Origin of the sequence: Massilia scottii (genome assembly GCF_030846495.1) — a bacterium.
GTDB lineage: Bacteria > Pseudomonadota > Gammaproteobacteria > Burkholderiales > Burkholderiaceae_D > Telluria_A > Telluria_A violaceinigra.
The window spans coordinates 118,115-131,182 of the sequence record NZ_JAVCWM010000002.1 but is presented as its reverse complement, the minus strand read 5'-3'; the positions used below and the strand labels follow the sequence as shown (position 1 = coordinate 131,182).

14 protein-coding genes are annotated in these 13,068 nt (G+C 62.4%); 1 reads left to right on the top strand and 13 read right to left on the bottom strand.

What is annotated here, in order from left to right; translation table 11 throughout:
• Positions 1-13: 13 nt before the first annotated feature.
• From RBA41_RS02960 to RBA41_RS02935, 6 genes are all read right to left on the bottom strand, one after another.
• Positions 14-571 (bottom strand): pilus assembly PilX family protein, encoded by a 558-nt coding sequence (locus tag RBA41_RS02960; protein WP_306620880.1) that lies wholly within the window; start codon positions 569-571, stop codon positions 14-16.
• Positions 568-1,395, bottom strand: coding sequence for a PilW family protein (locus tag RBA41_RS02955; RefSeq protein ID WP_306620878.1), 828 nt, complete (start codon positions 1,393-1,395; stop codon positions 568-570). The genes RBA41_RS02960 and RBA41_RS02955 overlap by 4 nt, the downstream gene beginning before the upstream one ends.
• Positions 1,392-1,835, bottom strand: coding sequence for a type IV pilus modification protein PilV (pilV, locus tag RBA41_RS02950; RefSeq protein WP_306620876.1), 444 nt, complete (start codon positions 1,833-1,835; stop codon positions 1,392-1,394). The genes RBA41_RS02955 and pilV overlap by 4 nt, the downstream gene beginning before the upstream one ends.
• Positions 1,836-1,851: 16 nt before the next feature.
• Positions 1,852-2,436 (bottom strand): GspH/FimT family pseudopilin, encoded by a 585-nt coding sequence (locus RBA41_RS02945; RefSeq protein ID WP_306620874.1) that lies wholly within the window; start codon positions 2,434-2,436, stop codon positions 1,852-1,854.
• A 154-nt stretch (positions 2,437-2,590) separates the two neighbouring features.
• Positions 2,591-3,934 (bottom strand): sensor histidine kinase, encoded by a 1,344-nt coding sequence (locus tag RBA41_RS02940; protein WP_306620872.1) that lies wholly within the window; start codon positions 3,932-3,934, stop codon positions 2,591-2,593.
• Entirely contained in the window at positions 3,931-4,596 is a 666-nt protein-coding gene (locus RBA41_RS02935) for a response regulator transcription factor (protein ID WP_054262952.1), read from the bottom strand. Before RBA41_RS02935 ends, RBA41_RS02940 begins: the two co-directional genes overlap by 4 nt.
• Before the next feature lie 320 nt (positions 4,597-4,916).
• On the opposite strand from RBA41_RS02935, the gene RBA41_RS02930 reads away from it, so the two are divergent.
• Positions 4,917-5,726 carry a Crp/Fnr family transcriptional regulator gene (locus tag RBA41_RS02930; RefSeq protein ID WP_306620869.1) on the top strand — a complete coding sequence of 270 codons (810 nt, stop codon included), beginning with the start codon at positions 4,917-4,919 and terminating at the stop codon, positions 5,724-5,726.
• Here the strand turns inward: RBA41_RS02930 and RBA41_RS02925 are convergent.
• From RBA41_RS02925 to rplT, 7 genes are all read right to left on the bottom strand, one after another.
• Entirely contained in the window at positions 5,626-7,158 is a 1,533-nt protein-coding gene (locus tag RBA41_RS02925; protein WP_306620867.1) for a CHASE3 domain-containing protein, read from the bottom strand. The two genes, RBA41_RS02930 and RBA41_RS02925, sit on opposite strands and share 101 nt — an antisense overlap.
• A 238-nt stretch (positions 7,159-7,396) precedes the next feature.
• Positions 7,397-8,029, bottom strand: a complete 633-nt coding sequence (locus tag RBA41_RS02920) for a response regulator transcription factor (RefSeq protein WP_054262954.1) — start codon at positions 8,027-8,029, stop codon at positions 7,397-7,399.
• 205 nt (positions 8,030-8,234) lie between these two features.
• A complete protein-coding gene (locus tag RBA41_RS02915; RefSeq protein WP_099878070.1) occupies positions 8,235-8,654 on the bottom strand; it encodes a MerR family transcriptional regulator in 420 nt (139 codons plus the stop codon).
• Between the two features lie 9 nt (positions 8,655-8,663).
• On the bottom strand, positions 8,664-9,011 hold the full coding sequence (locus tag RBA41_RS02910; protein ID WP_054262956.1) for an integration host factor subunit alpha: 348 nt from the start codon (positions 9,009-9,011) through the stop codon (positions 8,664-8,666).
• 107 nt (positions 9,012-9,118) lie between these two features.
• The gene (gene pheT / locus RBA41_RS02905) at positions 9,119-11,545 is read right to left on the bottom strand and encodes a phenylalanine--tRNA ligase subunit beta (RefSeq protein ID WP_306620863.1); all 2,427 of its coding nucleotides are present in this window, start codon (positions 11,543-11,545) and stop codon (positions 9,119-9,121) included.
• Between the two features lie 17 nt (positions 11,546-11,562).
• Positions 11,563-12,579 (bottom strand): phenylalanine--tRNA ligase subunit alpha, encoded by a 1,017-nt coding sequence (gene pheS / locus RBA41_RS02900; protein WP_306620861.1) that lies wholly within the window; start codon positions 12,577-12,579, stop codon positions 11,563-11,565.
• 124 nt (positions 12,580-12,703) lie between these two features.
• A complete protein-coding gene (gene rplT, locus RBA41_RS02895) occupies positions 12,704-13,063 on the bottom strand; it encodes a 50S ribosomal protein L20 (RefSeq protein WP_054262959.1) in 360 nt (119 codons plus the stop codon).
• Positions 13,064-13,068 lie beyond the last annotated feature (5 nt).

Sequence of the window (13,068 nt, the reverse complement as noted above, 5' to 3'; positions counted from 1 at the left end):
GATGGTTGCAGTACTAGTCGCAAATTTCGGTGAACGCCCGGAAGCGCACGGTGCTCTGTACAAAGGCAGTAGCGCCGGCGTTACCGACGCCGCGCGCGGTGATTCGGGCAACGCCCGGCTCGCATGGCGCGGAACTTCCTGGCTTGTACGGTGCTTTGATAATTTCGATAACGTAACGAGGCTGGGTGGCGGCGCTGGCAATTTCGAGCGCGGACGCGGAAAACTGGCGCGTCAGCGCGGCGTTGGCCCAGTCCAGGGTTTGCCAGGTCGCCGAGGCAACCGGCTTGTAGCACAAGCCGTTGGTGCACTGGGGCGAAAACGCCGAACTCTCGTAAGGATCGAACGGAGCCTTGTTGAATGAAGAGGCCTCGGCATCACGCAGGATCGCTTCGGCCGCTTCACGCGCCGTTTGCTGATCGCGCGCATTGCGGGCCATGCGTTCTTCGAGCGTGCCGCTACGCACCAGGGCCAGGACGAACATCGTCAGCACCAGCAAGAAGACCAGGCCGGTTACCAGCACGGCGCCCGATTGCGTGGCCCGTGGACGGAAAAAAGTAGAGTGAGCCATCATGGATTGAACCTCGCCCGGTTGCGTATGTTGAAAGTGGAAGTGACGACCCGGCGCAGGTGGGTATCGCTGGTGCTGACCTCCGCATCGTTGAACAAGACTTTTTGGGTACCGACGGCCACGCCTTTGGACGGTCCGCGCAGCAACAGGCTGACGCGGACAGCAGTCACGTTGGGCAACTCCGTCGCACTCGGATTGGCAACATAGTCGGTGACCGTTTCGTTGCCGGTGCCAATGCCGTAGCTGACCTTCATCCGTTCGACATTGTCGGCAACGACCACGCCGGCGCCGGGGGAGGCCAGATTATCGTTGGCGTAACACATCAGCTTGCCGTTGACGACCTTGAACTGATACACGATCAGGTTGGTGTTGGCCGTCTTCGCGCCGGTCGTCACATTCGGGGCATTGTTCGCGACCACCAGATTCCCTTCGCAGTTGCGCTCGCTACCGGCCAATTTATTCGGCAATGCCGGCGGCACGACGACATCGACGATCCAGTTCGGATCGTGGCGCACGATCAGGGTATCGGAGTCGGTACCGACTTGCGCCGTGATCGGATCGCCGTCCATCGCCAGCGCATCCATGTTGAGGCGGTAGCCAGCCTGGCGCACCGCCATGCCGACCACGTCAAGCGCATTGCGGGTGCTTTCCTGAAGGCGGACAATGTCGGTCTGGGCGGTGTTCATCTGCTTCGAGCCAATGAACATATAACCCACCCCGCCCAGCAAGACCAAGCCGACGGTCATGGCCACCAGCACCTCGATCAGGCTCAGGCCCTGTTGTTTGCGCGCGCCGGGATAGCGCGATGCTGTCGGACGAACTGTCATAACCGGGTCTCCAGAACAAAGCGTTGCTTGGCCAGGCCGAAGGTCGAGTTGTCGCCCGTGGAGCGGGAATCGTCCCACTGGATGGTGACGACGACGTTGCCGGACGGGAGGAAGGCGATACCGCCGGTGCCTTTCTTGACCGCACTGGCAAGGGCCAGACGCCATTGCCTGATGTCACGGTCGCCCACGGTCGCTACCGCCGCCGGCGTCGCTGCCTCAACGTCGATGACGTAGGGCGCGCCCGCCTGGGCGACGGTGCGGTTGGCGCGCATGCGGTCGATGATGTCATTGGCGAAAATGGTCGCCTGACCGCGCGAGTAAGCGCTGTGGCTGTTTTTAAAATTCGTGATGATGAGCCCGGCAATGCCGAGCAAGCCGAAACTGATCACGAGCATGGTGATCAGTACTTCGAGCATCGAAAATCCTTGTTGACGTCGCATTGTTTCCTCTCCTCTTTTAGCTTGGATCTACGCAATTTGATGAAGGGGCGACAATGGTCGCCCCGACATAGCCGGTGCCCGCGGTCAGTGCGATTTTCCTGCGCTTGGTCGTTGCCGTCTTTCCGCAAAGGTAGAATTCACCGACATGCGACACCGCTTCCTGGAACCTGGGCTGGCCGGTGCTGGTATATGACACGTAATGGATGACGTTGCCGGTCGCCTTGGCCTGGCCACGCCCAGAAAATACGGACTGCGCCACGAGCACGGTTTCGCCGGTATCGACCGTGCCGATGGCACCGCCGATATTGTCATCGACAAACACGATCCAGCCGATGCGCCAGTCGCCCGGTGACGCGGTTTGACAGGTGGTGCCATTGTCGCTGCGGCACATGGTCACACGCTTGCCGCGCTTGGTCGCTTCGGAGCGGGTGAAATTGAGGGCGTTGAGCACCAGGTCGGATTGGGTCGACACTGCCCCATCCTCGGCGAACTGGGTCAGCATCGGAAAGCCGATCGCGCTGGCCACGCCCACGATGGATAGCGTGATCAAGAGCTCGGTCAGCGAAAATCCGCGCTTCCTGGTTGGTTTAGCAGATAACATCATCCTGCGCCTTTGAAATAAATAGCCGGGACGGAGTGTCCCTGTTGTTGCTAATTATAAAGAACGAAGCTTGCATTACACTGAGGAAAGGCTGACAAAATGCTGACAAGGCGAAGTAAACCGCCTTTTGGCGAGGTAAATACGACAATAGTGCTCAGCAGGCGGGGAACCTGACTGAAAATTGCACGCCGGCGCCGCCGGGGCCGCTGCCGATCTCGACCGTGGCGCCGTGCGCCTGGGCGATATCGCGCACGATCGCCAGGCCCAGGCCGCTGCCGGGAATCTTGTCGTCCAGCCGCACGAAGCGCTGGAACACCATGGACCGCTGATGGGGCGGGATGCCGGGGCCGGAGTCTTCCACGATCAAGACCCCGCACTTGCCTTCCCGATAACAGCGCACCGTCACCGTCCCCGCATCCGGGGTGTAGCGCACGGCATTGTCGATCAGGTTATCGATCAGGTCGCGCAGCAGGAAGCTGTCGCCGCTGACCCGGGTCGGCTGCAGCTCGAAGCCGATATCGATGCGCTTCTTGCCCGCTTCATCGACGAAATACTGGATCACCTGCTCGATCAGGACCGCCAGGTCGAGCCGTTCGAGGCGGGTCTTTTCGAAGCGGGCCGGCTCGGCGCGCGCCAGGGCCAGCAACTGGTTGGTCTGGCGGATCATGCGCTCGTTCGAGAGCAGCATCAGGCGCACCGACTGCGCGGTGTCGGGGTCGGACCGGTGGCGCGCGCCCAGCCATTCGAGCTGCAGCTTGAGCCCGGCCAGCGGGGTGCGCAGCTGGTGCGCGACGTCGGCCAGGAAATCGTGCTGGGCGCGCGCCCCGGTTTGCACCTTGTCGAGCAGCTCGTTGAAGGCATTGACGACCGGACTGAGTTCGTCGGGAATGGCGGCGCCGTCGATGGGCGCGAGCTCGTTGCCCTCGCGCGCCAGCAGATTGGCGCGCATGCGCGCCAGCGGTTGCAGGCCGTTGGTGACCGAAAACCAGATCAGCCCCACCAGCGCCACGGTAAACAGCGACTCGACCAGCATCAGCGCGCGCACCGTGGCCGAACGGATCTGCTTGCGCTTGCGCAAGGTCTTGGCCACGCCGATGCGGATTTGCTCGCCGCCGGCCAGCACCATGCGGCTGGCCACCCGCACCGGCTCGCCGCGGATGGTGTCGTCGTAAGCCTGGCTGCTGGGCGCGGCCAGCGCCGGAAAGTCGCTGTCGCCGGCCAATGCATTGCCGTCGGCGCCGCGCACGATGAAGTACAGGACATCGGCATCGTCGGCCCGCAGCACCTGCTCGGCCTGGCGCGGCAGGTCGATCTCGGCGCGGCCATTGCCGGGACGCAGGCGCGCCGCCAGCGCACCGGCCGCGTCGGCCAGGCTCTGGTCGAACGCCAGCTGGGCCGGAATCCAGGCCAGCATGTAGGTCAGCGCCGCGCCCGCCAGGTTGATCAGCAAAATCGGCACGATCAGCCATTTGAGCAGGCGCAGCCGGATACTGATCATGGATGCTGTTCGAGCATGTAGCCGAAGCCGCGGATGGTGCGGATGCTGATGCCGGCGTCGGCGATCTTCAGGCGCAGGCGCGAAATGTAGACTTCGACCGCGTTCAGGGTCAGGTCCTCGCCCCACGGCAGGATGGCGTCGATGATCTGCTGTTTGGACACCACGCGCGCGCCGTGCTGCAGCAGGTATTCGAGCACGGCCCATTCGCGCACCGACAGGTCGATCACGCGCTCGTCGATGCGGGCGCGCTTGGTGTAGGTGTCGAGCGTCAGGCGCCCCAGGGACAGGCTGACCGGCTTGGGCGTATTGCGCCGCGCCAGGGCCTTGATGCGCGCCACCAGTTCCGGCGTGGCGAAGGGCTTGACCAGGTAATCGTCGGCGCCCAGTTCCAGTCCGCGCACCCGGTCCTCGATGGCGTCGCGCGCGGTCAGCAGCAGGACCGGCACGTTGCTGCCGCGCGCGCGCAGGCGCCGCACCACCTCGAAGCCATCGATGCCGGGCAGGCCGATATCGAGCACCACCACCGCCACCTCGGCGCGCTGCAGCACCTGGTCGGCCTGGGTGCCGCTGCCGACCACGTCGACCACCATCCCGTGGCCCTGCAGCAGGCGGGTCAGGCCATCGGCCAGCACGGCATCGTCTTCGACCAGTAATACGTGCATGCGCGCGGCTCTCATTAAGTTGCGATATTCACATTATGAGGCATGGCAGGGGCAAATCCCAAGCCTTGCCGCAGGCCAAAATCGTGGTTTTGTGCAGGTTCTGTGCGTTCACCCACCTTAAAGTGTGAGTAAAAAAACAATTTAATGCGATTTCCCCCAGTAGGACTGGGCCCACAAGGATTTATGCATTGAACCTACATGGGGGCGACTGCCAGTCTTATGTTCGCCAACAGACGGAAGCTTTACTGTTCGTACATCGCGATTCGCTGCAAGTCCAGGTGAAGCGCCCTTGAAGATCGTCTCAGATAGTGAGGAATAAAATGAACAACACTCAACTTCGTGGTACCGCCCAGAACACATCGCCGGTCGCCCAGATTCCTGCCAACGCGCAAGAGTTAAAAGTTGCCTCCCGCCCTGTTGTCAGCTTTAGTGGTACCCAGCAGAACGAATTGCTGGCCGCCCTTCCCCGTCACGATCTCGAGACCCTGTTCGAACACCTGGAACTCGTGGCCCTGCCTTTTGGCAAAGAACTGTTTGAATACGGCAGCAAGCTCGAAAACGTCTACTTCCCCACCACGGCCATCGTGTCGCTGCTGTACGTGATGGAAGACGGCGCCACCACCGAGATCGCCGTGGTCGGGCATGAGGGCGTGGTCGGCATGTCGCTGTTCATGGGCGAACGCGCCATGTGCAGCGCCGTGGTCCAGAGCGCCGGCTACGGCTACCGCCTCAAGACCCAGTACCTGCGCGACGCCTTCAACCAGGGCGGCGCCCTGCCCCAGCTCCTGATGCGCTACACCAATGCGCTGTTCGCCCAGATGGCCCAGAACGCTGTCGGCGGGCGTCACAGCTCGATCGAACAGAAGCTGTGCCGCTGGCTGCTCGACCGCCTCGACCGCTCGGCATCGAACGAATTGAAAGTGACCCAGGAACTCATTTCCATCATGCTGGGCGTGCGCCGCGAAAGCATTACGGCCGCTGCCGGCAAGCTGCAGGATGATGGCCTGATTCAATACCGCCGCGGCAATATCACGGTGATCGACCGCCAGGGCCTGGAGGAGTACGCCGGCGAATGCTATAAGGTCGCGAAGACGGAATACGATCGCCTTCTGATGGATGTAGCCCGCTAAAGGGCAGTGGCGCCGGTTGTTCCGGCGCCGCGTCGCCGCTGTCCCCGCTGTCGGCGGCGCGCGACAAGGGAATGAACGCTTCGACGCAGGTTCCCACCTCATTGACTCCCCGCTTCACCCGCAAACTCCCCCCCAGCAGCAAGGCGCGTTCGCGCATCCCCAGCAAGCCGTGCGACTTGGGCTTGGCCACGGCGTCGCTGTCGATGCCGACGCCATCGTCGCTCACTTCCAGCGACAAGCCCCCCGCTTCACGGCCCAGGTGCACGATCACGTGGCGCGCGCGGGCATACTTGGCGATGTTGTTGAGCGACTCCTGCACGATGCGGAACACGGCAATCGCATGCATCGGGCCGGCAACGTCGACGTCGCCATCGATCAGGGCTTCGCAATCGAGTCCGGCGACCCGGCCGAATTCCTCGCAATAGCTTTGCACGGCGGCGGACAAGCCCAGGTGGTCGAGCAGGCTGGGGCGCAGGTCTTCGACGATGCGGCGCTTCAGTTCCACCGTATCGACCAGGGTCGCGCGCGCGCGGTCGAGCATCATGGCCAGTTCGGGCCGCTCGGCGCGCAGGGCGTCGGCCACCGCGTTCATGCCGATATTGATGGACGTGAGGTTGGCGCCGAGTTCATCGTGCAGTTCGCGCGCCAGGCGCGCCTTTTCCTCTTCGCTCACGCTGATCAGGTGGCGCGAGAGCACCGACAGCTGCTCGGTGCGCAGCGCCACCATCGATTCGAGGTTATCGTTGGCGTTCTCAAGTGCGCGCTGGGTCATGTCGCGGGCGAAATAGCTGCGCCGGATCAGGCGGTAGAACAAGGCCAGCACCAGGATCGCCATGGCGTTGATGGTGATGCCCAAAAACACGGCGTGCCGGTACTCGCGGTAAAAGGTGGCGCTGCGCGCGGACAGCAATTCGTTCTGTTCCTGCACCAGGATCACCACCTGCAGACGGATTTCATCCATCTCGGCCTTGCTGTCGGACGAACCGGCAATCTTGAGGATGTCGTCCAGCCCGCCCTGGCGGTAGACGTCGAGCACCTGGTTCATGGTGTCGAGCCTGCGGTAGACCAGGGTATGCAACTGGGCCAGGTTGCGGCGCTGGGACGGACTGTCGGCCAGCAAGCGTTCCAGTTCGGCGAACTGGGCATCGATCTCGGACGAGGCCGTGCGCAGCGGCCCCAGGTAGACTTCGGAACCGGACAGGAAATAGCCGCGCAGGCTGCTTTCGGCATCCATGATCAGCACGTTCACATACTGGACCTTGTCGATCACCTTGGCGGTCTGGCCCTGGATCTCGTTGGCGCCCTTGAGCGAACCGAGATTGTGGAACAGGCTGACGCCGTTGATGATCAGGATCAGCACGCACGTCAGGCACACCACCGTCTTATAGAAGGGCAACCCGGTTGTGACGGGTGGTTCGGTGGAAAAATACATCCTGGAAATCCTTTTGCGCACTGCAGAGCCGGCTTGGGGCAATTATAGTCCGGGAATTGCCGGGGCGCAGCCGAGCTGGACCGTAGGAGGGGGTGACGGACAGGTACGCGCGCACTGCGCGGCGGAGATGGCGGCGCCCCGCCGGGTGGCAGGGCAGCATGGCGGGACTCAAAGCCGCGGCCGGACGGCGGGGCCGAACGGCGGGGCCGAACGGCGCCGCGGCAAGCCCGCCGGAGGATCAGTCGAGCAGGTTGTTTTTCATGGCGTAATAGGTCAGGTCGCTATTCGACTGCAAGCCCATTTTTTCCATGATCCGCGTGCGGTAGGTCGACACGGTCTTGATGCTGAGCGAGAGGGCAACACCGATGTCGGATACGGTCGCGCCCTTGGCCAGGCGCAGGAATACCTGGAACTCGCGGTCCGACAGCTCGGTGTGCAGCGCCGTGTTGGGATCGCGGTCGAAGCTCTGGGCCAGCAATTCGCCGACGGTCGAGCTGACGTAGCGGCGGCCCTGGAATACGGTACGCACCGCCGTCTTGAGCTCGTCGGCCTCGCATTCCTTGTTCAGGTAGCCATTGGCGCCCATCTTGAACAGGTTCAGCGCATATTGCTGGGCCGGATAGCCGGACAGAATCAGCACCGGCAGGTTCGGCTGCCCCTGGCGGATGGTGCGCAGGATGTCGATGCCGCTCTGGTCGGGCATGGCGATATCGAGCAGCAGCACGTCGCAAATTTCGCGGCGCGCAATGTCCAGCGCTTCGCGCCCGGTGGCCCCTTCGGCCACGACATCGAAGTCGGGCGACGAAGAAAAAATCTGTTTAAAACCCGCACGTACTATCTGGTGATCGTCACATATGGCAACGCGTATCATTGTCTTCCCTTAAATTATCCTTGCATAGGAAAGAGCCGAGGCAAACCACGCGCCCGGCACTGCGCATGCGTTAGTATTCTAGCACTCTGGCTGTTCAGTACAAACACGTATGACAGCGCACTGGCGCTGCATGCTCACACCGGCCTTCAAAAACAGCAAAGGGGCACAAGGCCCCCGCGATTGGCGACGGGACACGGCCGCCGTTCTAGCCCGGGCCTTTGAGCAGGGCAAGAATGGCGACCAGTTCGCTGCGGATCACGGCCCGGTCGAGCTCGGGCGGCGCCGCCACGGCGTCAAGCGCCGCCGCGTCGGCGTCGTCATCACACGGTGGCGCAAGCAGTCCGCCAATGCGGCTATCGAGTTTATTGCGCGCACCACTGATCGTAAAGCCTTGTTCGTACAACAGTTCACGGATACGACGGATCAACAACACCTCGTGGTGCTGGTAATAACGGCGGTTTCCACGTCGTTTGACCGGTTTAAGCTGGGTAAATTCCTGCTCCCAGTAACGAAGTACGTGCGGTTTGACCCCGCACAACTCGCTCACTTCCCCGATCGTGAAATAGCGCTTGGCCGGGATGGCCGGCAGCACGATCAGATCAGCCTTGCTCGCACGATCGTTCATCGGTTCACTTTAGGCGGCGCGCGCCATCGGGCTGGTTTCTTCGACCATGCCCTTGAGCTTCTGGCTGGCGTGGAAGGTCACGACGCGGCGCGCCGTGATCGGGATTTCTTCACCGGTCTTGGGATTGCGGCCGGGCCGCTGCGGCTTGTCGCGCAGCTGGAAGTTGCCGAAGCCCGACAACTTCACCGCTTCGCCGCGCTCGAGGGCATTCCTGATCTCGTCGAAGAAGGTCTCGACCATGTCCTTGGCTTCGCGCTTGTTCAGGCCGACCTGCTCGAACAGCAGTTCGGCCAGCTCGGCCTTGGTCAGGGTCGGGAGATTCTTCTCCGCGTCCTGGCGAACCCTGGCGACCTGCATCGCACGGTGCAGGTCGGCTGCCAGCGCCGACTGGAGTACGGCGGAATCAACGTCGTTGTTATTAATTTTACAGCCCTGCCTCGTATCGTTACTGCTCGTGGGATCGGTTATGAACGCAGTTTCGCGTCATGTTTCTGCTGGGCCGACGCGGCCAGCGCCTTCATGACGCCTTCGACCACATCGTCCTGCAGGGTGGTTTGAGTATCTTGCAAGCCAAAGCGGAAAGCAAGGCTTTTTTCGTCGGCCTCGATCCCTTTTCCGCGATATTCATCAAACAAAACAATGGCTTGCACAATCTTTCCTGCTGGATTTACCTGCAGTTCAGCGGCAAAGGCATCGAGCAGGTCCTGCGCCGCAACCGTGTTTTTGACCACGAAAGCCAGGTCGCGCGTGGCGCCCGGGAATTTCGAGATCTCTTCATATTTTGGCACGGATCGTTGCTGCAGCGCAATGGCATCCACCTCGAACAAGACTGGCGCCTGCGGCAAATCGTACTTTTGCAGCCAGCGCGGGTGCAGTTCGCCGATAAAGCCGATGTCCTTGCCGTCGAGCTCGATGACAGCCGAACGTCCCGGATGCAGGGCCGGATGGGCCGTCTTCACGAACCGCAGGGTGCGCGGTGCGAACAGGGCTTCCACATCGGCTTTGACATCGAAATAATCGACTGGTGCCGACTTGAGCGACCATTGTTCGTCCAGCGCCGGACCGTAGGCGATGCCGGCCACGCGCTTGGGCTGGTCGAAACCGGCCACCGACAGCGCACCGTCGGCCGCCTGCGCGTTGCGGCGGAAGATCGCGCCCACTTCGAACACGCGCACCCTGCCCGCCTTGCGGTTCAGGTTGTAGCGCACGTTGGCCACCAGCGAGCCGATCAGCGAGGAACGCATCACGTTCATCTGGCTGGCGATCGGATTGACCAGCTTGATCTGGTCGGCATTGTCGGAGAAGTCGGTTTCCCATGCGGAATCGACGAAACTCATGTTCACCACTTCCTGGTAACCGAGGTCGGCCAGCTGGTGGCGCACGGCGAACAGGGACCGGGTGTTTTCCGGCGCGATGATCATCTGGCTGGCGGCCACCGGCGGCAGCGCCGGGATATTCTCGAAGCCGTACACGCGCGCCACTTCCTCGATCAGGTCTTCCTCGATCTCGATGTCGAAACGGTAGGTCGGCGCGGTGACGGAGAACAGGCCGGGCTCCTGCGTGAACGGCAGGCCCAGGCGCGTGAAAATGTCGGCCACCATGGCGTCGGTGATCGGCACGCCGATGACCTTTTGCGCGCGCGCGGTGCGCAGGGTGACCGCTTTCGGCAGCGGCACGTTGACGATCTGGTCGTCGATCGGGCTGACGACGGTTTCCGGGGTGCCGCAGATTTCGACGATCAGCGCGGTGATGCGCTCGATGTGCTCGACGGTCGTGGCGAAATCGACACCGCGCTCGAAGCGGTGCGCCGCATCGGTCGAAAAATTGAACCGGCGCGCGCGGCCCTGGATGGCGTTCGGCCACCAGAACGCCGCTTCCAGGTAGATATTGGCGGTCTCTAACGTGACCGAGGTGGCGTCGCCGCCCATGATGCCGGCCAGCGATTCGAGTTCCTTGTCGTCGGCGATCACGCCGACCCAGTCGTCCACGTCCACGGTGGTGCCGTTGAGGAGCTTGAGGGACTCGCCCTTCTTACCCCAGCGCACATCCAGCGCACCATGGATCTTGTCCATGTCGAACACGTGCGAGGGACGGCCCAGTTCCAGCATGACGTAGTTGGAAATATCGATCAGGGCCGACAGCGGACGCTGGCCGCTGCGCTCGAGGCGCTGGCGGATCCAGTCCGGGGTCGCCGCCCTGGCGTTCAGGCCGCGGATGACGCGTCCCGAAAAGCGGCCGCACAGGTCCGGCGCGCTGATTTTCACCGGCAGGATTTCGCTGCCGTTGACCGGCACCGAGCGGGTTTGCGGCATGGTCAGCGGGGTGCCGGTCAGGGCCGACACTTCGCGCGCCACGCCCAGCACCGACAGGCAGTCCGCCTTGTTCGGGGTGAGCTTGATGGTGAACTTGAGGTCGTTCAGGGCGAGGTAGTCGCGGATGTTCTGGCCGACCGGCGCATCTTCCGGCAGCTCCATCAGGCCGCTGCTTTCCTCGGACAGTTTCAATTCCTTGGCCGAGCACATCATGCCCTGCGATTCCACGCCGCGCAGCTCGCCGACCTTGATCGCGAACGGCTTGCCGTCCGCGCCCGGCGGCAGGATCGCGCCGGCCATGGCGCAGATGGCCTTCATGCCGGCGCGCACGTTGGGCGCGCCGCACACGATGTTGAGCAAGGTGCCGGTACCGACGTTGACCTTGCACACGTTCAGGCGGTCCGCGTTCGGGTGCTTGGCCACTTCCAGCACTTCGGCCACGACCACGTTCGAGAATGGCGGCGCGACCGCTTCGACTTCTTCCACTTCCAGGCCGGACATGGTCAGCAGGTGAGCCAGTTCATCCGAAGTCATCTTCGGATCGACCATGGTACGGAGCCAATTTTCGGAAAATTGCATAATCAGTGAACCTTGAATTAGTTAAATTGCTTCAGGAAGCGCAGGTCGCCTTCGTAGAACAGGCGCAGGTCGTTGATCCCGTAACGCAGCATCGTGAGGCGCTCGAGGCCGGAGCCGAACGCGAAGCCGATGAATTTTTCAGGGTCGAGGCCGAAGTTGCGCACCACGGTCGGGTGCACCTGGCCGGCGCCCGATACTTCCAGCCAGCGGCCCTTGAGCGGACCGCTGCCGAACGCAATGTCGATCTCGGCCGACGGTTCGGTAAACGGGAAGTACGAGGGACGGAAGCGCACCTGCAGGTCGTCGGTCTCGAAGAAAGCCTTGACGAAGTTCAGGTATACGCCCTTCAGGTCGGCGAAGGAAATGTCTTCGGCGATCCACAGGCCTTCGACCTGGTGGAACATCGGCGAGTGGGTCGCATCGCTGTCGACGCGGTAGGTGCGGCCGGGCGCGATCACCTTGATCGGCGGCGTATGGGTGCGCGCGTAACGCACCTGCATCGGGCTGGTGTGGGTGCGCAGCAGCAAGGGTTTACCGGTGCTGTCGTTGCCTTCGATGTAGAAGGTGTCCTGCATCGAACGGGCCGGGTGGTTTTCCGGGCTGTTGAGCGCCGTGAAGTTGGTCCAGTCGGTCTCGATTTCGGGGCCGTCGGCCACATCGAAACCGATCGAGCGGAAGATTTCCTCGACCCGTTCCCAGGTGCGCATCACCGGGTGGATGCCGCCGCCCGAGCGCCCGCGCCCCGGCAGGGTGATGTCGATCGCTTCGGCGTTCAGGCGCTCTTCGAGCTGGGCATTGGCCAGCGCATCGCGGCGCGCGGTCAGGGCCGCTTCGATCTGGACCTTGGCGGCGTTGATCAGCGCGCCCTGGGCCTTTTTCTGTTCCGGGTCGAGCTTGCCCAGGCCCTTCATTTGCTCGGTAATCTGGCCAGTCTTGCCAAGGTACTTGGCTTTGGCGTTTTCCAGTGCGGCAGCATCTTCGGCGGCGATAAAGTCAGCCTGTGCCGAGACGACGAGTTCTTCCAGGGAGTTCATGCGATGTTTTTTTCCTGTTGAGCGGGACTGGCGCACGCGCCACAATCAAAAACGGGGCACAGGTTTGAACCTCTGCCCCGCTCTTTTCGCGCCGCCCGGAGGCGACGCTTGCATCGATCATTGCTTACGCAGCGATCTTGGCTTTCACTGCTGCGACAATCGCGGCGAACGCCGGCTTGTCCATCACAGCCATATCGGCCAGGACTTTACGGTCCAGTTCGATAGATGCTTTTTTCAGGCCGTTCATGAATACGCTGTACGTCACGCCATGCTCACGGGAAGCGGCGTTGATACGGGCGATCCACAGGCGGCGGAATACGCGTTTCTTGTTGCGGCGATCGCGGTAAGCGTATTGGCCAGCGCGCATGACTGCTTGCTTGGCAACACGGTATACACGGCTGCGGCGACCACGGTAGCCTTTAGCTTGTACAAGAATTTTCTTATGACGGGCACGAGCTGTAACCCCACGTTTTACTCTAGGCATAGTAA